Below are 23,394 nucleotides of genomic sequence, written 5' to 3'. Positions count from 1 at the left end.
ATCTGCTGATGTCCTTTCATGCTCATACCAATGTGAATAACCCGCTGACTTTATAATCGTGACATTACAAAGGTTATCTTTTCATGACTGTATCTCATACCGACATTGCTCATACTGACAACGATAACCGCGACAATCCACAGGTTACTGATGAGCAAGCAAACGCTGTTGCACTTTCAGACAATAAAGCCGCTGATGATGCAGTTGATAGTCGTCATGGCGCTGCGACAACAGCACGGCAATGGCAAGTGTTGTCACAATTACAACGTAATCGCTGGGTCGGCACCACTCATGTCTATGAGCAGCTGATACTGGCAGGTTTTGATATCAGTTTGCGCACAGTACAGCGCGACTTAAACGCCCTTGCCAAGCGTTTTCCTATCGAAAAAAATAACGCCAACCCACAAGGTTGGCGCTGGGAAGACGATGCACCGCTACAAAGCTTGCCGCATATGAATCTATCTCAAGCAGTTGCCTTTAACATGGTGGAAGCCAATCTAAGCCAGCTGCTACCGCCAGTTATTTTAGATGAATTGTTTCCTTGGTTTGATTTGGCACGTCGCCAACTTAAAAACAGCAAAGTGACTCATTCATGGATTGATAGGGTTCGCATTGAACCCGCGTCCCAACCTTTGATTGCGCCACATATTGATTTGGACAGTAAAGATAATATTTATCATGCTTTATTTTATCAATTACAAATCAAGGCCAGCTATACCCGTAGCAACAAATCCCAAGCCAGCGAATATACCTTAAACCCTATTGCTATTATCCAGCGCGGGGTAATTATTTATCTGCTCGCGACCCGCACTGATGATAGCGAAACTATCATTCGCACCTTTGCCCTACATCGATTTGTCAATGTTGAGATATTAGAGAACGCAGCAAAAACGCCTGATAATTTTCAATTGGATAACTATCTGGACGCAGGTGGTATGGGCTTTAGTCACCCCTTATTCCGCCAACTGCCCAATCATGGCAAATATACAGCGATTGAGCTGCAATTTACCAAACAAGCAGGTAAAAGCCTAACAGAAAGTAAGCTCAGTGATGACCAAATTGTGATCATCAATAACGATGAAACCTTGACCATACAAGCAACGGTGAATCTAACTTCTCAGTTGGTTTGGTGGTTACGAGGTTTTGGTAATGGGCTACTGAATGCCAAACCGGGACTGCTTTATCAAGCGGTACTAGATAAAGCAGTGGAAGATATCTAATTTTTTACGCCATTCCTGCAAACACTTTTATAGTTTCTACATCTACCTAACTCATTCATAAAAAACCAAGTATCAAAAGGATTACTATGTCGACCACTATGCCATCGCCACTACTTTCAGACAGCTTAAGAGGGCTGGGTTTGGACGCAGGAACTTTGTTTTTTGGTCTTAATTATGAATTTACCAAGGTTGAGCAGACAGGCTTATTTAAAAAAATAAAGAAGCGTTTTAATAAAAATGCAAATTCTATGGATCTTGATTTGGCTTGCGTGTTATATGATGACAACTGCACCATCAGCGATATCGTTTGGTTTAAGCAGCTGCGCGATAAAGCCGAATCGATATGCCATCAAGGCGATAGTTTGAATGGTAAAGACCGCGGCGACCAAGCGATGTATCTTGCGCCGCTTGATCAAGAGCAAATCAGGCTATATCTGGATGAAATCCCTACTCATATCACGCATATTGCTTTGATTGCCAACTCCTATTACGGACAACCTTTTACCAGAGTCAAAAAAGGCGAGATTCATCTCAGCGATGATGAAGGTAACCGCTCTTTTGAGGTCAATTTAAAGCAGCTGCCACGTGATTGCGTGACGCTGTGGGTTGCCCATTTGCGCCGAGAAGTAGATGACTGGCATCTAACGTTACAGAACCTGCCACTCCCTGCAACAGATTTGGCAATAGCAGCGCAACAAGTGGCGCATGAATTGGCTCGTGCCCTACCGATCCCGCAAGCCATCTATAGTCGGTGAAAAGTAATATCGATACAACACGTACTGCTGATATTAATTTTTCTTGCTTGCTGTGCCTACGCAGACAGAGGCTGCAAAAAATTTACACCAGCAATACTGTAGCGTTTTTAAGGTATTTTAACTATAGTTAAAAGAATGTGCCTCGCTTAATAAAAATGGTCAATCGCTATACAAAGCCATTGACCATTTTTTATTTTACATATAAGCGATTCAATACAGAAGGAAACCTATGATAAGTGGTATTCCTTTACAAACGCTCACCGCAATGTGGGCAAAAATTCTTTTGCTGCACGTCTCTTTCACGGCGCTCAAGCTCTTGCTCACGCAGTACTTGCAGCACAATATCCTGCGCTTGCTCTTTATCTAAGCCAAGCTCGCGGCGGATTTTTTCAATCATCATCTGATTTTGAACCAAATCAAAATTACTATCAATCAGCTGTCCCCTGAAATCCTGCTCAAGCTCTTCACGGCGCTGACTGAGCTCATTTGCCAAGCCGGTTGCCAAAATACCAGCAGGTAACGCTGCTAAACCAACACCCAATATAGTAATGATAGCGCCCAATATTTTGCCAGCATTGGTAATCGGCGTCACATCACCATAACCTACCGTTGTTAGCGTAACTACCGCCCACCACATGGCTTTTGGTATCGATTCAAACTCCTCTGGCTGTGCATGATTTTCTACTAGATAGATACCACTAGAAGCGGTCACAATCATAATTATTAAGATAAAAATAACCGCTTGGAAGGAGCCTTTTTCCTTACTAATAACCACCAACAAAATACGTAATGAGGCAAAATAACGAGTCAACTTAAGAATACGAAACAGACGTAAAATACGCAAGAAACGCAAGTCTATACTGACAAAGAAGTTCAAAAAGGCAGGTACTATGGCAATCAAATCAATCAATGCAGATGGACTTCTTAGCCAATCCCAGCGCTGTCGCCATATAGTATTGCTTGGCTTAGCTTCAGCAACGCTCCATAGACGAAGCAGGTATTCAATAGAAAATATTATAATAGAAAAATTTTCAAACCATGTAAAGTATTCTTGATAAGGGTAGTACCAAGTATCAACAGACTCTGCAATCACCGCAGTGACATTTGTCATAATCAAAAAAATAAGGAAATAATCAACACAGCGACTAAAGAGCGTATCATGCTCATCGTTTTGCAAAATATTATAGACAAAAAGACGCAAGCGCCGTATAGATTGGAATAGCATGCCGTCCCTATGCGGTGTAACACCGAGCTTGGATGAACAAAAAAGCCGTTATGAGAGTCTGATTATACTAACTTTGTATAATAAATGTAGACAACCAAGACCAATGTGATGACAACAGCAAAAAACGCTATGCGCAATAACCGTTCTTGAGCACGCCACTCATGACTACGTTTTTGGGCAGGTAACAAGGATAAGCCACAGATCGGGCAACAAGAATCTATTTGGTCTAACACTATCAATGAGAGAGCGTTGTCACAGCGCAGTGGAGAATTACTACAGTAGCCAAGCATAATAGATAACCGATCCTTTTATAAAGTAATGGCGTACCAATAATAGCAAAAACCTACAATCAAAATAGGTTATGCCATAAACTTTAACGTATCCAAACCTTTTTGATTGTAACTTTACGCACAAATATCTGAACGTTGAGGAATTAAACGATGAAACTACAATCCCTAGTTTTAACCGCTGCTATTGCACTTACTATGACCACTGCTTTTGCTGTGCCTGTGGGCACTTGGGCAGTTGCCGCTGGTACGCATTATGTCGATCCTAAAAATGATAATGGTAATGTTACTATAGGTGGTACAAATTATGCTATAGATGTTGATGGCGATGTCCGTCCAACCATCAGTGGTGAATACTTTATCGCTGATAATATTGGTGTTGAACTACTCGCTGCCATTCCGTTTCATCATGACCTTACCTTAACTGATGCTCGCTATATGGACATCAAAACTAACGCTACTTTAAATGGTACGAACATTGGCAAAATCGATATCAGCCCTGGGTTTACGGCGTTGTATTTGTTAAACAGTTCTAATTTGGAAGAATTATAAGCTAAATATCATGGATAGAAAAAGTCAGCTTAGTTGCTGGCTTTTTTGTGTCTATTATTTATTGGGGGAATTACCCTATCATTTGTTAAAATAACAGATAATAAAAAGACCATCCGTAGATAGTCTTTTTATTATTCATAAAACATTTAAGTAATACTAAAATTTATAGCAAGATACGGCGCGGGTCGGCAAGCAAGGTTGCGACATAGCGGGTAAATACTGCCGCATCAGCACCGTTAATCACACGGTGATCATATGATAATGACAATGGCAACATGAGGCGCGGCTCAAAAGTTTGCTTGGCAGCATTCCACTTCGGTTGCATCTTCGCTTCTGATGCCCCCAAAATACCAACTTGTGGCCAGTTCACCAGTGGCGTAAACGCCGTACCACCTAAGATGCCTTGACTTGAGATGGTAAAGCTTGCGCCTTGCAAGTCTTTAGTACTTAACTTCTTATCACGGGCCTTGATCGCCAGCTCACCGATTTCAATGGCAATTTGTTTAATGCCCTTTTCGTGCGCATTTTTAATCACTGGTACGATTAGACCATCATCTGTGGCTACCGCGATACCCATATTGACGCTTTTGCGTAGAATAATTTGGGTATTATCATCACTTAGGTGACTGTTAAAGCGTGGATGCTGAGTCAATGCATAAGCCGTTGCTTTGACGATAAAAGCTAAAATTGTCAGACCAATACCTTCAGCTTTCATACTACCTTTAAGCTCACTACGCAGTTGCTCTGTCTCAGTGATATCAGACAAATCAAACTGCGTCACCTGTGGTAAGTAAGTATTATAATTCAGCTGTGGAATCGACACCTTTTGCAAGCGAGTTAAATCTTGGGTTTCTGTTTCGCCCCAAATCTCAACGTTGCTCATATCAGGTAAGCTTGGTAAGCTGGCTCTAGATACACCGGCTCCAGTAGCTGGCGCAGCTTGTTTGGTCGTCAAGCTTTGCTTCACATGAGCAAACAAATCTTCTTTTAAGATACGTGCATTCAGTGCTGAACCTGTTACTTCACTAATATCCACACCCAACTGACGGGCAAGTTTACGCACAGCAGGACCAGCATAGACATCAACCATTTTTTCATTGATTTGTGCTTCGGTCAGCTTATTACCTGTGCTGCTCGTTGCAGTAGTTACAGTATTAACTACTTGTTTAGACGCAGTCGTTACTTGCTTGTCCGCTTTTTGGCTCGAATTTACCTTTTGTTCGCTAGCCGCTGGTTTTGCATCTTGCGACTGCTTATCTTCTACTTTGGTTTCACTGGTAGCATCAGCCTTGTCTGAGCTTTGAGCGATGATGACAATAAAGTCTTGACCATTGGCAACCATATCGCCCGTTTGTACCAGTATTTTCTCAACCTTGCCGGCTTGCGGCGCTGGTACTTCAACCGACGCTTTATCCGACTCAATCAGCAAGATAGACTGATTGGTAGTGACCATATCGCCAACACTGACCATAATCTCAGATACTTGCGCTTCATCAACGCCTAAATCTGGTAACGCATGCGTGGTCGCTGTAGCTGCTTGCTCAACAGGTTGAGCAGTATTTGACTCAACGGCTACCTTATCGCTCTGCTCTTCGATTTGCGTTTCTTCTTGCTCAGCATCAAGAGATTTCTCTTGATTGTCAGTGACAGGTGTTTCTACGCTTTGACTTTCATCTTGACTGTCAGTCTCGCTTTCAAGCTCGATTAGCACCATACCTTCACTGACTTGATCGCCAATCGCAACACTGATTTTAGTGACTTTACCAGCAGCAGAGCTTGGTACTTCAACTGAAGCCTTGTCAGACTCTAGTAAAACAATATTGTCGTCTTTTGCAATGACATCGCCAACTGCAACCATAATCTCACTGACTTCGGCGCTATCGACACCCAAATCCGGGGCTTTAATGTCCATGTTTTATTTCCTTGTCTTATGGTTATTTTTCTTCGACGTCATCATCATTCAGTAAAGTTGCATCGGCTTGATCTTCGGCGCGACCTTCACTGCTTATCTCTTCATCGTCTTCAGCAATGAATTCAGGTACAGGAGTCGGATTGACCTTACCAGGTGCTGGAGCGTCTGGAGAATGGTCATAATAAGGCTGCTGTTGCCATGCAGGCGGATGATCGATATCGATATTCAAGCTTGAGATGGCGTCCTTAACCAGACGCATTTCTACTTCGCCTTCATCAGCCAAGCGTTTTAGAGTCGCGACAACGATATGAGCGGCGTCGACGTTAAAGAAGCTACGCAGATTCTCACGAGTATCTGAGCGACCATAGCCATCAGTACCTAACGTGGTGTATGGCCGGCTATCTGGCAACCATGCACGGATCTGTTCTGAATAATTGCGCATATAATCCGTTGCGGCAACGACAATGCCTTCGTGCGGTGCAAGCTGCTCAGTAATCCATGGCACACGCTCTTCATCCATTGGATGTAGGCGGTTATAGTCATCACACGCCATACCATCACGTGTCAACTCATTAAAGCTCGTTACGCTCCAGACGTTAGATATGATATTAAACTCATCTTTTAAGATACGTGCCGCTTTTTGTACTTCACGTAAAATAACACCAGAACCTAATAGTTGAACTTGGGCAGAGCCATTATCTTCTAACAGATACATACCACGCTTGATGCCTTCTTCCACGCCTTCTGGCATGGCAGGTTGTTCATAATTCTCATTCATCACGGTGAGATAGTAGTAAATACGCTCGCCTTCAGCATACATGCGGCGTAAACCATCATGCATAATCACTGCCAACTCATAACCATAACAAGGATCATAGCTCACACAGTTAGGAACGACATTGAATAAAATTTGTGAATGTCCATCTTGATGCTGTAAGCCTTCACCATTTAACGTTGTGCGACCTGCCGTTGCACCAAGTAAGAAACCCTGTGCCTGACAATCACCAGCGGCCCAAGCCAAATCACCAATGCGCTGGAAACCAAACATAGAGTAGTAAATGTACATCGGAATCATCGGTAGCGCGTTTACAGAGTAACTGGTTGCTAGCGCAATCCACGCACTCATTGCACCCGCTTCGTTGATACCTTCTTCTAACATATGACCATCGATGGCTTCTTTATAACCCATCAAAGCTTCACTGTCTTCAGGCGTGTACTTTTGACCTACAGCAGAATAGATACCCAATTGACGGAACATACCTTCTAAACCAAAGGTACGCGCCTCATCAGGAACGATAGGAACAACGCGGTCTTGAATATCTTTGTTTTTTAACATTGCTGATAATAGACGCACAAACACCATGGTGGTTGATTGCTCTTTACCATTACTGCCTTTTAGAACACGATCAAAGATAGATAAATCAGGGATATTCAATGGAATATGACCACTACGGCGATTTGGCAGATGACCACCTAATGCTTCACGGCGACCTTTTAGATACTTCATCTCTGCTGAATCTTCAGCCGGACGATAGAACGGTAGCGTCTCTAATTGCTCATCGGTAAATGGCAAGTCAAAACGGTCACGGAAGTATACTAATGCGTCTTGATCAAGCTTCTTGACTTGATGCGATTTATTAACCGCTTGAGTGGTAGATAGACCATAGCCTTTAACTGTCTTAACCAAGACAACCGTAGGCTGACCTTTGGTTTTCATCGCTTCACTAAACGCGGCATAAACCTTCATAGGGTCATGGCCACCACGGTTCAGACGCGAAATATCTTCATCCGTTAAGGCATCTGCCATCTCTTTGAGTTCAGGATACTTATTAAAGAAATGCTCGCGTGTGAATTCAGGCGTACGCGCTTCATATAGCTGATACTCACCGTCAACTGTCTCTTCCATACGGTGTTTTAGAACGCCAGTATCATCTTTATCGAGTAAATTATCCCACTGACCGCCCCAAATGACTTTAATCACACGCCAGCCTGCACCGCGGAATACAGACTCAAGTTCTTGAATAATTTTACCATTACCACGAACAGGACCATCAAGGCGCTGTAGATTACAGTTAACGACCCAAATCAAATTATCCAGCTTTTCACGACCAGCAAGAGAGATAGCACCTAAGCTTTCTGGCTCATCAGTTTCGCCATCCCCTAAGAATGCCCAAATCTTACGGCCTTCTTTTTCTAATAACTTACGATTTTCCATATAGCGATGAACGTGCGCATGGTAGATCGACATGATAGGACCCAAGCCCATCGAAACCGTTGGGAACTGCCAATAGTCCGGCATTAGATATGGATGCGGATAGCTTGATAAGCCTTTACCACCGACTTCACGGCGAAAATTATCCAACTGATCTTCAGTCAAACGACCTTCAAGATAAGAACGGGCATACATACCTGGTGCTGAGTGACCTTGATAATAAATCATATCGCCGCCAAAATGATCGCTGGCTGCACGGAAGAAATGATTAAAACCAGTTTCATATAGCGTCGCACTAGAAGCAAATGAGGCTAAATGACCACCCAAATCGTCATCGTTTTTATTGGCGCGCATCACCATCGCCAAAGCATTGTAGCGAATCAAAGCGCGAATTTTGCGCTCGATCGTCAAGTCACCTGGGTACATTGGCTCATCTTCAACGGCGATGGTATTGATATAGGCTGTATCTAGACGGTTAAATGGCAGACCTTCTTGCACCCCCATATTATATAGGGCCTTTAATAAGAACTGTGCACGATCTTTATCAGCATGCTTAATCACAGACTCAAAAGCTTGCAGCCATTCCTGCGTTTCGCTGCTATCAGCATCCTTGTAATAATTCATCTTCTCTAATCCTTTTTTATCAGTCATCCCTACACGATGGCAGGGTATTATTAAATCACAGAGTTATACATATTTTCGTAAGCAAACGATTTACCTAATGCCTTCTTTTCTGCATCTCGTCATTCCATTATATGTCTTGGCTATTACAGACCAGTTGCTCATAATCAGCAACTGTAGCTTGGCATGGGGTTCAAAAAGACATCGTAGTAAAAGTAAACGACAGCCGATATGCGACTTTCATCATCAAATGATATTGACGCTCTATTATAGGGGTTTATTCACGTATTGTTTATAGCGATAAAGAAATGCCGATATAACAAGTATTTTTAAAATAAATACTGATTATGTTTTTTTAAGCATTTAAAAAATTTGTTGGGAGATTTTTGATGATGAGCGATGACTATGACATTTAGCAGCAAATATGTATTTGGTCATATTAAATCTGCCATTCATCCGTTTTTTTAGGAAATTTACAAAATTATTGCTTAATATGATGAATTAAGTAATATGCACATATTTTTGGTTATGTTTATCATGCGTATTTACATAAATAATTGTTAGTGAATATCAGTTTATAGGGATAGCAATATGTATCAGACTCAGCGCTTTGTAAATGCAATAGCTTCACAATTATTTGGTACATATCTATATCGAATGTTGGCGTTGATGACAGCGATGATTTTTCTTACGATCAGCAATTCATCATTTGCACTTGCACCCAATCCAGGTGCAACTTGTCCTGCCAACTTCTCTCAAGGCAACTTGACTAACGCTGACTACTCCAGTTTGGTATCTGCGGTCAATACCAATAATTACGTCACGGTTGCAGGCAATGCAGCAGGCAGTATTCCTTTACAGATCAGGATGAATACGGTTGAATCCAGCACGAGTACACAATTGAGTAATTTTGGTGTCATTAGTGCAGGTGGTCTCAATGCTATTAACGTTAGAAGAACGTTCCCTAATACGACTGCTTTTACAGACGTAAATCTTGATTTTCGTAATAGCATAACGTCTCAGCCAATTTTTCTTACTAACGTAGCTTTAAGTGCATTTGACATTGATTACGCTAACAGTAATGGCAATTCCTTTGATGATTATGTTCAAATTACAGGTGTCACACAGACAGGTACTACTATTGAAGGCATATTCCAGCCAGTAGTAGGCTCAAATATTGCTTATTTTCAAGGGTTATATACGACCAATATTTTTAACTGCCCAGCAAAAGATCTAGGTACAGCTTGCCAAGGTTCTATACAATTTTCTCAACCAGTCGCTTCAGTGAGAATTCGTTATACGAACACAGGTCGCCTTTCAGTATCATCAACCAACCAAGAAATTGACTTTCGTGTAGACAATTACTGTTACGTCCCCCAGTATATTTTCTCAGGTACAGTATTTGACGACAATGGTGGTATAACCCTTCCTCAAGCCAATGCTAATCAACCTAACTTTACGACTGGTACTTACAACAACGCCAATTATTTCAATGGGGTATTCAATACGCCTCCTGAAAGCGGTATTGCAGGGAGTACGGTCAGACTAGTGAGTTGTTCAAATACATCTACCATCTATGCCACGCAGCCCTCAGGTACGGGTGCTACCATTGGTGAGTATCAGTTCAGCGTACCTCTCTCAACATTTGGTACCAATAGAAGTATATGCTTGATAGAGAGTAGAACGGGAGCTACTTATCCTGTTCGAACCACTAGTGACAATATCAATACTGGATTTACAACTACGACTTACAATTATCCCAATAGGAATTTCGGTAGAGTCATCACAGAAAACGCAGCATTAGTCCTTAGAAAGTTTCAGTTTGTAAATGATTGTTCTACTGCGCTGAATTACAATAATATCACTACTACTTCCGATCCTAGAACAGGCTTTAGCACAGAAGGTATTAATGGCAATATTGTACCTGGACAATGTATCGCCTATAGAATAACGGCAACCAATCGTGCAAATACCCCTATCACCAATTCTGTCGTGCAAGATAGATTGCAAGAGAAAGGACAAAATGGTGCTTTGGTCACATCAATATTAGCTAATCCTGTAGCTAGCACAACTGATTATGCTTCTGATAGTGTTCCTATTGGTCAAAACGGTCTAGTCAAAACCAACCCCTTTCCTCTAAACCAAAGAACAAGCCGTGACTTCTATTTTAATACTAAGTACGGCACAACGAATGGAAATCCTTAATAACGAATTGTTATATCGATTCGTTCTGTTTCACCAGCTCTAAGATTCTTAATCGTTATTAAATCGACTTACCGTCAGGGAACTTAAAACTACCTTTTGTCGTGTTTATAGTGACACCATGTTATTTTTTTGTGAAAATGCGCTATGGAAAGGCAATTCAACCTTATAGCAAATAGTTAAAAAAGATAGCTCTAATACCAATGTTTTGAGAAAGGATTTTATATGAAACGTTTTGACTTTTTACGCAGTGCTTTATTGGCAACTTTGACCTCTACTTGTTTATTGGGGGCTGCTCATGCAGAAGATGCTCTAAAGATGCAGCTGACAGCCAATCAAGTAGTGACTAACGCTGAAGGTAAAATAAGTTATGTGCCTGTACGTACTGCACCCAAGGGAACCGTCATTCAGTATAAAGCCAATTACTTTAATACGATTAACAAAGATATTCAAGACTTAGCAGTGGTCCTGCCTATCCCTGCCAATATGACATTCACTGGTGAGGCAAGTCCTGCTAGTGCCCAAGCTAGCATCGATGGCAAGAACTATATGGATATGCCACTGATGCGTAAAGTCAATGGCAAGATGGTCAAAATACCGTTTTCTGAATACCGTACTTTGCGTTGGAATATCAAACTGTTACCCGCACAGAAATCAGCTGCTGTTGCTCTAAACACAGTTGTAGATTGAACAAATTAAAAATCAATGCTCATCTCCTTTATTTTACTATAATCAACCGCTTTGCCTTTAAACCTTACCCTTGGAGTCATACATGAAATCAAATACTTTTAACTATAGCTTGCTTGCTGTCGGTATTACCGCAGCAATGGGTATCTCTGGTGCTAATGCAGCTACTCCTAATACTACTGGTGGTGTTAGTGCAGGTGCTGCTGCCATCAATAACGTTGCAACCGCAAACTATAGTGTTGCTGGTATCGCTCAGCCAAACGTGACGTCCAACATCGTGACTGTCAACGTTAGCGAAACGGCTAACTTTGCACTCACGTCGACTGTTGATGATGGTAGCTTTGGTGACGATACTGCTATCAATCAGACTGCTACGCCAGGTGGTACGACTACCTTTACTCATAATTTAACCAACACGGGTAACGTGACGGATACTTATACCGTTAATACCACAGGTAATGACTCAGCACTAGTAACGGCTACTCCAGACTATGCTTTAGGTACTGCGTCTATTACGTTTACTATTGTACAAGCAGATGGTACTGCTTTAACTCCTGCTCAAGTCACCGCTTTAAATGGTCAAGCACAGACAGGCACCATAGCTAATGGTGGTACTATTAAACTACAGCCAGGTACTAGAGCTAATCTAAGCTACGAAGCAGCTACACCAGCCGCTCGTAACGGTAATGACAAAGGCGTTGGTACATTAACAGCAACCAGTACGTTCTTCACTACTAATAATGCACCTGGTGCGACATTGGTGAACGAAAACCAAACTATCGTGAGATTGCCTACCTTCAAAATTGCAAAAACAGCGACGAGTACTGTCGATTTGACAGTGGCTAATCCGCAGATCAACTATAGTATCGTAGTGACTAACGCGACTACTGACTATAGTACTGCTGCGACTGATATTGTCATCAGGGATGTCCTTCCTGTAGGTTTAAGTTTGCCTAACAACGCTGCATCAGACGTGACCGTAACTGGTGGCGCTGGTACCGCTACGATTTCTACTGTTGGTACTCGACAAGCTATTAATGTTGCCGTAGCAAACTTAGCAGTTGGCGCAAGTCGCACAATTACTTTCACGGTCAACGTCAATAGAGAACAGTATACAGCTGCTAATAGTTCAGCAACGAACAACGTAGAAGTCTACGATAAGTTCGTCGGTGCAGTTAGCCCGTTAATTGCTGCTCCTGTACTTGGTACTGACTATGATATTTTGGATAGTACAAATAACAATATAGATGTTACTAGAGTACCTGCTGCTGCGGATCTAGCTAACGGAGATGGTATAGATACTGCTGGTGTAACTAACTTTACCAGACGAGCGGTTATAGTGAGCAATCCAACGACTAGAGAAATCCCCCCTGCCTCAGGCACTGCTAGTCAAGCGACCCATTCAACTCTTATTACTAACAGCGGTCAAGATGCTGAAGGTACCAATACTAATCCATTGACTTTCACTATTGCTGATGGTGGCAATAATGAGGCTGTCAGACCGGTTACTGGTCCTGTTAGTGCTATTTATACGCCGCCTGGTAATGGAGCCCCGGTTACTGTAACGCTGCAACCTACCGTTGCTGGTGGTAATACGTACACTCTTAATAGCTCTACACTACCAACCGCTCAATTTCCAAATGGTATTGCACCTGGTGGCACGTTAGTGATCAACTATAATGTGTCGTCGGGCAATGTAACCACTCCTGCCACTGCTGCTGATGCGGCAGCTGTTGGTAGCACTGAAACGACTATCGTAACTTTGACCCCAGCTGGTACTAATCCACCTGCTGCGACTTCAGTGACTGATACGACTAACGTTAGAGGCTTAGCTTTAGTGAAGGCTCAATCATTAGATACGACTTGTTCAGGTACGGTTGCTGCAGGCACATTCGTTCAAACTGTGCTCAATGCAACCCCTGATCAATGTGTCATCTATCGTATTCAGGCGACTAACACTTCTTCAGCGGCATTAGGTTTTAATATTACTGGTGTAACGATTTCGGATTTGTTGTCTAACTTCTCAGCGGGTGCGGATTTAGTAGCTAATTCACCTGCTACTTCTGTGACTGCTTCATCTACTGCAGGCACACCTAGTACCACTAGTACTGCGGTTCTTGGTACTAACTACACACTAGTTCCTGGCGGCGTTGGCACCTTGACCTTTAAAATCAAAATCAAAAACGCTCGTTAATTTATATTTAATATTGCAAAGTCTATAAGCTTCACAAGACGCTTATAGACTAACGCTCTAGCTTGAACTAATAAGAGATTAGTCAAGCTAGAGATGCTCTACCCTGTTACTCACTTATATTTTATTGGATAAGCGACATATTATGACCTCTAGTGTAATCAATACGTCTAAAAGCTTAACATCAGGCACAGCCAAGGTTTCGGCTCTGACGCTTGCTATGTTGCTTATGCAATCAAATATGGCTTTTGCTGCACCTAATACTGCTGTACAGACTATCGCTAACATCGCTAACGCAAGCTACTACGTCGACAGTCAAGCTGCCATCGTCATCTCTAGCACCTCTAACCAAGTGAATGTTCAATCGTCTGCTTTTCCTCAGTATGGTATTAGCCTAACCTCGCCGCCAACAAAGACTATCGCCCCTGGCTCGACCGTTAGTTGGAAAAACCTTCTAACCAATACCAGTTACAGTGATCAGACTATCGATTTGAGCCTGACTATACCTAATAGTTTATCGAACGTAAAACTCTATCAAGACTTGAATAACAACGGACGCTTCGATGATGGTGTCGATAAAGAGATTAAGTTAGATAACAATTTAACCGCTCAGATTACTTTAGGTCAAAGCGAGAGCATTGAGCTTACTATACAAGCATTATCTGATACCAATGCTAAAGCCGATGATATTGCTAGCATCAAGCTCGGCGCTACTGTTGTCGAAGACCCTTCTATTACCGCTTTAGTAGCTGACGATCTTGTTATCGTTGAATCACGACTCGATTTTATGCTTGATTCATGGGATGGTTACAGAAGAACATCTCAAGCAGGTGAAAATGTTTATCTTGAAGCCAGCTGTGCTAAATGTAATGTGCAAGATGACGTACGTGATCAAGTATGGTTAACCATCACTTCTCCTAAGACTGGTGATACGTATTCACTTAAAGCTATTGAGACTGGTGATAATACTGGCAAATTCCGTATAGAAGCACCGACAGAAAATAATGCTAATGCCATTAATGACAATATTATTCAGACGCTAGAAGGTGATAATTTACTCGCTAAGTTAGATGCTTATGTCGATGAAAATGGTGTAAAACAGCAAATTACGGAAGATATCAATAGCACTATCGCCATCGTTGATGAAGACCCTAGCTTGCAGGTCACTAAAGAGGGTGACGTTAAAAGTGCTGAGTTTGGCGATTATGTCAACTATACGATTAATATCAAAAACAATGGTACCAGTACGGCTTATAACGTTGAATTAAAAGACGCATTGCCGCGCGGTTTTGACTATATTAAAGGTAGCGCCCGCGTTACTATTCCTACGACGACTATCAATATCAATCAAGCGCAAACTACTGAGTTCAAAACGGAAGGCAAATATCAAGTCCTAAATCTAGGTAACTTAGCCGCTAACGAAACTAGAGAGATCACTTACCGCGTCCTTATCGGTTCATCGGCATTAGGTGGTGATGGTATCAATCGTGCGACTGCTGTTGCTACTACTGAGCAAGGTCAGGGCTTGGTATCAAGAGAAGCCCAGTGGAAAGTAGAAGTCGATCGCGGTGTTATGAATACTGACGGTATCATCGTTGGTAAGGTCTACCATGACATCAACCGTGACGGCATCCAACAAAAAGACGATGGCGAGCTTGGCGTTGCTGGTGTGCGTATCTATATGGAAAATGGTAACTTCGTCGTCACCGATTCTGAAGGCAAATATAACTTCTATGGTATCAGCGCCAAGACACACGTCCTAAAAGTTGACCGCACCACTATTCCAAACGCCACAGAACTGGTCACTCAAAGCAACCGTAATGCTGGTGATGCTGGTAGCCGTTTCGTTGACCTCAAATATGGTGAGCTGCATCGTGCCGACTTCGGGATCGTTGGCGGTATGGCGGACAGCACTGAACAATTAAACGCAGAGCTTGTAGCACGTAGCAAAAGTATCGGTGCCAAAAACGATCGCTTAGAGCAAGCGGTTAAAAGCGAGCTAACTTTAGATCCTGACTATAATCGCGACGATAAAGACAATATCAATGCCAGCGGCTGTAAATCTAATGATGTTTTAGATGGAGGAATTCAATGCGATTCAGCCATCGTCAATGAAATGGTCAACCCATCTGCAAATCGCGTTGAGATGGCAATTACTAAAATTGCACCTCCTATAGAAAAAGAGTTAGAAGAATACCTTAAAGAAGTAGTAACTAATAACGTCTCTTTCATTAATTTGAGTGAAGGTCAGCAGCTCAGCACTTATAAACAAATGGTACAGGTACAAGCCCCACTGGGTTCTATTTTCACTCTATATGCCAACGGTAAAGCCATATCAAGAGAACACATCGGTAAAACGGCTGAACAACAAAAGCAGAATGTCACTGCATTTGATTATTACGCGGTCGATTTAAAGCGTGGTACTAATACCTTACGCGGTGTTGCAACTGACGTGAATGGCAAAGTTATTTCTGAACAAACTATCAAGGTATTAACACCGGATATTTTACAATCTATTAGCTATCGTACCCAAAAACAACTGGTGGCAGCTGATGGCGTCAGCGAATATCAAGTCGTTATTAGCTTAAAAGATCGTGACAACCGTCCCTATATTGGCTCTACTTCGCTTACGCTTGATACCAATATTGGCCGTATCAACTTGGCAGATAGCAGTAAAGACCAAGCCGGCACGCAAGTTACTGTCAATGGTGGTGAGCTGTTGATCTCCGTAACTGCGCCAAGCGTACCCGGTAAAGGTGAGATGATCATCGATACCGGCAGTACTAAGCAAGTAATTCCGCTACAGTTTACGGCTCAATTGCGTCCATTAATAGCTGTTGGTATCGTTGAAGGCGCAATATCGCTCAAAGACTTTGATGGTAGTCATATCACTGACGCACAAGGTGCATTTGAAAAAGAGCTTCGCGAAATAGCCGGTAACGATGATTACTCAGCGACCGGTCGTGCGGCAATGTTCCTAAAAGGTAAAGTACGCGGTGATTATCTATTAACGCTTGCTTATGACAGCGACAAAAAAGGCGAGCGCCTGTTCCGTGATATCGAGCCGGGCGAATACTATCCCGTTTATGGCGACTCATCAGCCAAAGGTTTTGATGCGCAATCGACGAGCAAGCTATATGTACGTCTAGATAAAGGTCGCTCATTTGCCATGTATGGCGACTTGAAGACTCAAATTGACAACGATGAAGGTATTCAGCTCGGTCAATACAATCGTACGCTGACTGGTGTCAAAGCTCAGTTTGAAGATAGCAACACGCGTATTACTGCGTTTGCTGCTGAGACTAGCACCTCACAGCGTGTCAATGAAACTCGTGGTTTGGGTATTTCAGGTCCTTATCCGCTTTCTAATGATTTTGATGCATTATTAGAAAATTCAGAAACTATAGAAGTAATCATCCGTGATGCTAATAATCCCGGACGTATCGTACGCCGTGAGACCTTGACGCGCTTTGCTGATTATGAAATCGATCCTATTAGCCGTAGCTTATATTTAAAATCACCGATTGCTAGCCAAGATATCGATGGCAACCCTATCTACCTACGTGTCACTGTCGAAGTCGATGAAGGTGGCGAGAAATACTGGGTAGGTGGCGTCGCTGCTAAGCAACAATTGACTGATAAAATTGCCATCGGTGGCAGCTATATTAATAGTGATGATCCACTGAATAAAGAAGAGCTTGCTAGCGTTAATACTGTGGTTAAGTTTAATGACAAGCTAAAACTGGTCGCAGAATATGCCAAAAATAAAGCTGAAGATCTAAACTTCCAGCCGAGCAATCAGATCAATGTCACAGAATTAGAAAATAAAGACGTCAAAGGCGATGCACTACGTATCGAGCTTGACTATGACGATAAAAAAAATACTCGTGCAAAAGCCTATTATAACGATACCGATATCGGTTTTGTCACTGGCGCGTCACCACAAACTGCTGGTCGCACTGAATCTGGCATCGAGATCATCCACGCTTTAAACGAGAAAAAGACTGCGCTTAAACTTGAAGGCGTACGCACAGAAAATCATATTACTGATGCAAGTACTGAGGGTGTACAGGCCAGTATCGAGCAGCTTTTAAGTAAAAATATCGTTGGTGAGGTCGGTGTACGTTATTACAAACAAGAAGGTACTTCACGTAATATCCAAGCAGCAACTGATGTGGTAGATATTACTAATGATACTTTTGCAAATGATGACATCATCAATCAATCTGCGCTAAGCAACATCAGCAACACTGAAAAAGACATGGAAGGCACCACTGCCCGCGCCCGTCTAACCGCGCGTTTGCCAAAGCTGAATAACTCATTGGTATTTGCTGAGTATGAGCAAGATATTGAACACAGCTCACGCAACGCAACCTCTATCGGCGGTGAAACAGCACTGGGTAATTTAGGTCGACTTTATGCTCGTCATGATTTAATCAATAGCTTGTCTGGCAGCTATGGTTTAGACGATTCTGAGGAGCGTCAACGCACTGTTGTTGGCTTTGATGCCACTTATATGAAGGATGGCAAGGTTTATAGTGAATACCGTCTACGTGATGCCATCAGTGCTCGCGAAGCGGAAGCTGCCATTGGTCTAAAGAATAAATGGTATGTGCAAAAAGGCTTAACGCTTAATACTTTACTCGAGCGTGTCGAATCTTTAGAGGGTGAGAAAGACAGTACCTCAACTGCAGCAGGTTTTGGCGTTGAATACCTTGCTAACGAAAATTATAAAGCATCAGGGCGCTTAGAAAAACGTTGGGGCGATACCAGTGACACCTTATTAGGTAGTGCTGGCGTTGCTTATCGTTATAACGATGAAGTTACGTTATTAGCCAAAGATATTTATTCAAAAGTTGATTATGGTGATGGTCATCGGACTATCAATCGCTTTCAACTTGGTGCCGCCTATCGCGACTACGATAGCAATCAGCTTGATATGCTGGCCAAGCTTGAATATCGCTTAGATGATAATGCCACTGGTGACGACCCTTATCAAAAGGATGCTATTATCTGGTCATGGAGCGGTAACTACCATCCAACGCGACCATTAACGTTATCAGGTCACTATGCAGGTAAATATACTGAATACGATGCTCAAGGTATCGCAAGTGACAATACCGCTCATGCTGTGTATGCTCGTGGCTTATATGATATTAGCGAGCGCTGGGATATTGGTTTACAAGCAGGTACTTATTGGAATAAGCAAGCAAATGACCTAGCCTATTTAGTTGGCGCTGAAGTTGGCTATAGTCCAATGAACAATTTATGGTTATCGCTTGGTTATAACTTCATGGGCTTTGAAGATGAAGACATCGCTTATGACGATACTACCATCGAGGGCGCTTACTTTAGACTACGCTTCAAGTTTGATGAAGATCTATTTAAGCGTGAAGACCCACGTAAAAATCAACGTGTAGCACCTGTATCCTCTACATTATAAGACGGTCGATTAAAAAGGCACCATCTTGAGTGACTTTTTTCTGGAATCGTTTTTCCTTATTCGCATGCACTAAAGAAAGATAAAGACTTTGAAATCTTATTCCAATAGCACTATATTTTTGAAGTAAATTGACTATAGCATTTGATAAGCGATAAAATCAGTCTCAAAATTGCCAGCACCGATACTCATCAGCTTACTACAAGGTTTTCGCGTTATGCTTTACTCCACTATTAAAGTAGCTACTTATAAAAACCCAATATGTGCTGCGTTTTCAGCTGTTTTGCTATTATCAACGACTTCATGTGTATCAACCACAGCTACGACTCTTCAAAAAAGTACTCATATCACTACTATAGGCACCTCTGATTACTGCCAGAGTCAGGATTTAAAAGCGACATATAAAAACCAAAATACGCAGCAACGGGCGATGAGCTGTATGTTAGCAGAACTACAGCATTATCAGCAAAAAGATAAAACTGCGCAGCAACAGTACTTTGCTTATAAAGCTCAAGCTTGGCTCAACTATGCCATCCATAAAGACAGTATGAATAGTCGCTCACCGGCTGGATTAGAAGCGGCAAAATCTGCAGAAGCTATTTTGCAAGCATTAAAAAAAGGCACAGAAAACGATCTTGTTCTTATCCAAAATATATCTGCCTCATCAGCGCTAATGCGACCTGATTTATGGGCAACATTAAGCGCCCTCAAAGACAGCAGTGGTATTGCAAGCGCTCCCCGCGAAATAGCATTTAGTGAAGTGGCATTAATCTGGGCAGCGACCGACCAATGTGAACATAATTCACGGCAGGCAGGCAGCCAATTTCGTATGGCTGATCGCTGGCTTGAACAAGCACGTGAAGCTTTTGTTAATGCTCACGATTCTAAAGAAAACGTGGCATTAGAAGGGCTTATCGTACGTTATTATGAGCAATACTCGCCTTTCGATGCAAGTGGTGATCGCTGTAATGGACAAGTATTGCCGACACTTGATCAAATGTAGAAATTTTATTCACTATAAGTATTTTATAAAGCTTATACATAAAAATTTAGCAAAAAAATCCGACATTTAAATGTCGGATTTTTTGATGTCTGTCTTTAAAACTTAGTATACAGGCTAACGGTCTTTACGCGGTAGCTTCTCTGGTAAGTAACAACGTAGATAAGCGATAGATGCCGTATTCGCTTCTTGCAGATACTTATCGGTAATACGCTCATGACGACGATAAGAAACAGTAAAGATCGCATTCACGATACTAAAAGTAATCAATAACACATCCTGAATATCTTCAAACTTAGGCACTTCATAGCGTTCAGCCAAACGATCATAGACCAATTTTACTACTTGGTGATCCATGTGCTCGCCAAAACTGTCGCCTTCAAAATCAGGTGTATTGGTATCATAAATTAATTTGGCTTTGGTTTGATCTTCATCAAAAATTTGTACACAGCGATCAATCAGCGCTGTAAGATACCCTTGCCATCTATCATATTTAACCGTCTCAACGGTTCTCAATACATCTAAAATATCAATAGCATTTAAAAAACGCAGCGCCAAGAAAATGGCTTCAATATTAGGGAAGAAATGATAAGCAGACGCTCGTGGAATACCCGCTTCTTCGCAGACAGCAGCAAGCGTAATATCATTAATAGATTGGGTTTCACTCAACTTTTTAGCACCCATCAACAATTTTTGACGACGGGCGCGTCCTTGCTGACTGGTAAATTTAAACTTATTCGGCACCAGCTTTTTTGCCAGCTCCGAATCTACTAGTACATCTTCAATTTTGTCGTCTTTATTTTCACTCATGATAAATCTCTTAATGTTATGTCACATCTTTAAAAATATAGTGTCCATCGGATAGTATGCGCCCTAAATCAAAGCACCATTTCTATCAATCACATATGGATTGATAACAACGCTACTATACTCAACGAAGAGGCATAATAAACGCTTGTACACTATCAAGCAAGGAACAAGAATAGGTTAAAAAAAATTCAGTAATTAATTATAAAATAGCATTAATTGTGAAGCTTTATTTTCGCTCTTATAATACCATGGTCGATCACTCTATCTGCATAATCCCACTTTAAATGGTCATTAAAGTAGTCAACCCGTTCCACCTGACCAAGCGAAAACTTACTATCAGGTAAAAATTCTTCAGAGACAAATAACTGATCAATCACTTCTGGCATACCTTGATAGATATGAGTATATGCTACATCTTTCATCCAACCATAACGGGCTTGAATACGAGCAGCATCAAAAAGCGCGACGTCTCGCATGCTCTTGTCATAGTTGACCTCGCCAGTCTCAGTCATCAGCTGGGTGGTCACGCTTTCAGTCACATCATTCATATCACCGAGCAAAATCAAGGGCTCACGAGTATGCTGTAACCTATCTATGATAGAAAGCCTGATAGAAGCCGCTTCTGCCGCACGCATACACAAACTGCGTAACTTGGCACGAATACGAATGTTTGGATCATCCATATCTTCTAACAAATTACCAGCCTCATCACGTAAGAAAAAAGCACGTTTACTTTTTAGATGAGCGGTAATAATCGTTATGGGCTGACCAAATGCATCTACGCGCAATGCAAGGGGCGGACGATTAAAGCGCTGATAGGGACCAACATCAGGGATATCAATGACCGCTTTTGGGGCAATCTCTTCAAGCAAACTGGTCTCTAAGTGCGCAAACCGACTAATGATACCGACAGCAGGCGTATTTTGCGCCCCTTTACCTTGCGTATATGAATTTACGCTGTCATTACTTGCCAGCGGAATAACGACATGTTCAGGCTTAAAGCCCAATGATACTGCTAAAGCTTCGAGCGCTTCACTGTCCCAGACTTCTTGGACCGCAATGATATCAGCGTGTGCCTTTGACAGTAGATCTGTGATACCGCGTAACTTATGTTCGTATTCGTGATTAGTATATGCAGGTGCGTTTGGATAATAGAGACGATCAGGATTTGCAAAATTAAGCAGATTGGCAGTTGCTATGTAAAACTGCTTATGATTACTTTCGTTATTATTGGTCATAAACTGCCTATTATTCTATAATTATTTTTACATATGGTTTCTAATTATTAGCAGTCGGCTAATTTTAACAATAAAGTATATTATATATTCATACATAGTAATATACAGTAAAAAAGCCTCCAAAGAAATCTTTGGAGGCTTTAAAATAGCATAAACTTAAATTATTGCGTCTATTAACAAAAGATGTCTACAATAGAACTAAATCCTGTAATAAGACAGTAAGCTTTAGTCGTGTTTGCTTACTTGAAGCAGATATACTATTAGCAGCATTTGAGTATTATTGGCTGACCACTTTTATAAAATATCTATCCTGAGTACTTAATATTTTATTAAAATCAGCGTAAATACATTAAGAAATGCGGTTCCACGCATCACGAGATGCCCTACGTGCCTCATTCCATTCCATACGTGATTCACCTTTCACATTGTTCCATGAGCGCTCTAAATCTGACTCATGATCTTCAAAGCGGGCGTCGGCAGGATAACGTGCACGGTTAGCATAGCCTACCGCGTAAGCTGGATGCAAATCACGATCAAAGTCATGACCTTCTTGATAGTAATCGGCATTGGCATACTCTGCACGCCAATATGCTTCTTCACGCGTTGGATCAATCGCTTCGGCTGCTGCATGACCTACCCCACCACCGACAATTGCACCAATTGCTCCACCAATGAGCGTGCCTAATGGACCTGCCATCGTGCCAATAGCAGCACCTACTGCTGCGCCGCCAATACCACCAATGCCAGTACCTACAGGGTGTGAGCCTGGCTCGCCTGTGATTGGATCAGCATTGAGATCACTTCTTGCTTCTTTCGACATGTGCTTGACAGCAGTACGATCAATCGCATCATGATCCTCTATAATGTTATCATTCTCATGTCTAATAACAGTATTGTTGATTGTCTGATCATTACCAGTCAGTCGGCGCTCATTGTCATCGATAATACGCTCTCTATCACCAACTTCAAGATAGTCATCAGTAATCACACTATTATTTAGGTCTGTAATACGGCCATCGTTATTCATAATATCTTCCTTAAT

General features: G+C 42.0%; 14 protein-coding genes. 8 read left to right on the top strand and 6 right to left on the bottom strand.

The genetic code is table 11. The annotated features are described in order from the left end of the window. Nucleotides 1–83 precede the first annotated feature (83 nt). Complete coding sequence (locus tag AC0J5Y_RS05360) at nt 84–1,220, top strand: helix-turn-helix transcriptional regulator (RefSeq protein ID WP_475131870.1); 1,137 nt, start codon at nt 84–86, stop codon at nt 1,218–1,220. An 86-nt stretch (nt 1,221–1,306) separates the two neighbouring features. Beyond that, nucleotides 1,307–1,975 (top strand): TerD family protein, encoded by a 669-nt coding sequence (locus AC0J5Y_RS05355; RefSeq protein WP_475131869.1) that lies wholly within the window; start codon nt 1,307–1,309, stop codon nt 1,973–1,975. A 247-nt stretch (nt 1,976–2,222) separates the two neighbouring features. Here AC0J5Y_RS05355 and AC0J5Y_RS05350 read toward each other — a convergent pair whose 3' ends face one another. Further along, on the bottom strand, nt 2,223–3,200 hold the full coding sequence (locus AC0J5Y_RS05350; protein WP_475131868.1) for an ion transporter: 978 nt from the start codon (nt 3,198–3,200) through the stop codon (nt 2,223–2,225). Between the two features lie 440 nt (nt 3,201–3,640). On the opposite strand from AC0J5Y_RS05350, the gene AC0J5Y_RS05345 reads away from it, so the two are divergent. After that, nucleotides 3,641–4,039: an OmpW/AlkL family protein gene (locus AC0J5Y_RS05345; RefSeq protein ID WP_475131867.1), complete on the top strand. Its 399-nt coding sequence runs from the start codon at nt 3,641–3,643 to the stop codon at nt 4,037–4,039. 163 nt (nt 4,040–4,202) lie between these two features. On the opposite strand, the gene AC0J5Y_RS05340 is transcribed toward AC0J5Y_RS05345, so the two are convergent. Both AC0J5Y_RS05340 and aceE read right to left on the bottom strand, forming a co-directional pair. Beyond that, a complete protein-coding gene (locus AC0J5Y_RS05340; protein ID WP_475131866.1) occupies nt 4,203–5,951 on the bottom strand; it encodes a 2-oxo acid dehydrogenase subunit E2 in 1,749 nt (582 codons plus the stop codon). Between the two features lie 22 nt (nt 5,952–5,973). Next, nucleotides 5,974–8,787 carry a pyruvate dehydrogenase (acetyl-transferring), homodimeric type gene (gene aceE / locus AC0J5Y_RS05335; protein ID WP_475131865.1) on the bottom strand — a complete coding sequence of 938 codons (2,814 nt, stop codon included), beginning with the start codon at nt 8,785–8,787 and terminating at the stop codon, nt 5,974–5,976. Nucleotides 8,788–9,375: 588 nt separating this feature from the next. On the opposite strand from aceE, the gene AC0J5Y_RS05330 reads away from it, so the two are divergent. The 5 genes from AC0J5Y_RS05330 to AC0J5Y_RS05310 all read left to right on the top strand — a co-directional run bounded on the left by AC0J5Y_RS05330 (nt 9,376) and on the right by AC0J5Y_RS05310 (nt 20,307). Beyond that, nucleotides 9,376–10,989, top strand: coding sequence for a hypothetical protein (locus tag AC0J5Y_RS05330; RefSeq protein WP_475131864.1), 1,614 nt, complete (start codon nt 9,376–9,378; stop codon nt 10,987–10,989). Between the two features lie 222 nt (nt 10,990–11,211). Further along, the gene (locus AC0J5Y_RS05325) at nt 11,212–11,676 is read left to right on the top strand and encodes a hypothetical protein (protein ID WP_475131863.1); all 465 of its coding nucleotides are present in this window, start codon (nt 11,212–11,214) and stop codon (nt 11,674–11,676) included. 82 nt (nt 11,677–11,758) lie between these two features. After that, nucleotides 11,759–13,867, top strand: a complete 2,109-nt coding sequence (locus AC0J5Y_RS05320) for a beta strand repeat-containing protein (RefSeq protein ID WP_475131862.1) — start codon at nt 11,759–11,761, stop codon at nt 13,865–13,867. Nucleotides 13,868–14,009: 142 nt separating this feature from the next. Further along, nucleotides 14,010–19,307: an SdrD B-like domain-containing protein gene (locus tag AC0J5Y_RS05315; protein WP_475131861.1), complete on the top strand. Its 5,298-nt coding sequence runs from the start codon at nt 14,010–14,012 to the stop codon at nt 19,305–19,307. Nucleotides 19,308–19,743: 436 nt separating this feature from the next. After that, nucleotides 19,744–20,307 carry a hypothetical protein gene (locus AC0J5Y_RS05310; RefSeq protein ID WP_475131860.1) on the top strand — a complete coding sequence of 188 codons (564 nt, stop codon included), beginning with the start codon at nt 19,744–19,746 and terminating at the stop codon, nt 20,305–20,307. A gap of 114 nt (nt 20,308–20,421) precedes the next feature. Here the strand turns inward: AC0J5Y_RS05310 and AC0J5Y_RS05305 are convergent, their stop codons facing one another. The 3 genes from AC0J5Y_RS05305 to AC0J5Y_RS05295 form a co-directional block, all read right to left on the bottom strand. Next, nucleotides 20,422–21,114: a TetR/AcrR family transcriptional regulator gene (locus tag AC0J5Y_RS05305; RefSeq protein WP_011513381.1), complete on the bottom strand. Its 693-nt coding sequence runs from the start codon at nt 21,112–21,114 to the stop codon at nt 20,422–20,424. A 212-nt stretch (nt 21,115–21,326) separates the two neighbouring features. Further along, a complete protein-coding gene (locus AC0J5Y_RS05300) occupies nt 21,327–22,352 on the bottom strand; it encodes an endonuclease/exonuclease/phosphatase family protein (protein ID WP_475131859.1) in 1,026 nt (341 codons plus the stop codon). A gap of 349 nt (nt 22,353–22,701) precedes the next feature. Beyond that, nucleotides 22,702–23,172: a glycine zipper domain-containing protein gene (locus AC0J5Y_RS05295; protein WP_475132096.1), complete on the bottom strand. Its 471-nt coding sequence runs from the start codon at nt 23,170–23,172 to the stop codon at nt 22,702–22,704. Nucleotides 23,173–23,394 lie beyond the last annotated feature (222 nt).

Source organism: Psychrobacter sp. TS_SC_6, from assembly GCF_056156305.1.
Note: the sequence above shows the minus strand (reverse complement) of the source record. Positions and strands in the feature narration are given on the sequence as shown.

Coding starts and splice junctions, on each gene's coding strand:
- AC0J5Y_RS05360 (WP_475131870.1), top strand. CDS start 84: ATGACTGTATCTCATACCGACATTGCTCATACTGACAACGATAACCGC.
- AC0J5Y_RS05355 (WP_475131869.1), top strand. CDS start 1,307: ATGTCGACCACTATGCCATCGCCACTACTTTCAGACAGCTTAAGAGGG.
- AC0J5Y_RS05350 (WP_475131868.1), bottom strand. CDS start 3,200: ATGCTATTCCAATCTATACGGCGCTTGCGTCTTTTTGTCTATAATATT.
- AC0J5Y_RS05345 (WP_475131867.1), top strand. CDS start 3,641: ATGAAACTACAATCCCTAGTTTTAACCGCTGCTATTGCACTTACTATG.
- AC0J5Y_RS05340 (WP_475131866.1), bottom strand. CDS start 5,951: ATGGACATTAAAGCCCCGGATTTGGGTGTCGATAGCGCCGAAGTCAGT.
- aceE (WP_475131865.1), bottom strand. CDS start 8,787: ATGAATTATTACAAGGATGCTGATAGCAGCGAAACGCAGGAATGGCTG.
- AC0J5Y_RS05330 (WP_475131864.1), top strand. CDS start 9,376: ATGTATCAGACTCAGCGCTTTGTAAATGCAATAGCTTCACAATTATTT.
- AC0J5Y_RS05325 (WP_475131863.1), top strand. CDS start 11,212: ATGAAACGTTTTGACTTTTTACGCAGTGCTTTATTGGCAACTTTGACC.
- AC0J5Y_RS05320 (WP_475131862.1), top strand. CDS start 11,759: ATGAAATCAAATACTTTTAACTATAGCTTGCTTGCTGTCGGTATTACC.
- AC0J5Y_RS05315 (WP_475131861.1), top strand. CDS start 14,010: ATGACCTCTAGTGTAATCAATACGTCTAAAAGCTTAACATCAGGCACA.
- AC0J5Y_RS05310 (WP_475131860.1), top strand. CDS start 19,744: ATGTTAGCAGAACTACAGCATTATCAGCAAAAAGATAAAACTGCGCAG.
- AC0J5Y_RS05305 (WP_011513381.1), bottom strand. CDS start 21,114: ATGAGTGAAAATAAAGACGACAAAATTGAAGATGTACTAGTAGATTCG.
- AC0J5Y_RS05300 (WP_475131859.1), bottom strand. CDS start 22,352: ATGACCAATAATAACGAAAGTAATCATAAGCAGTTTTACATAGCAACT.
- AC0J5Y_RS05295 (WP_475132096.1), bottom strand. CDS start 23,172: ATGTCGAAAGAAGCAAGAAGTGATCTCAATGCTGATCCAATCACAGGC.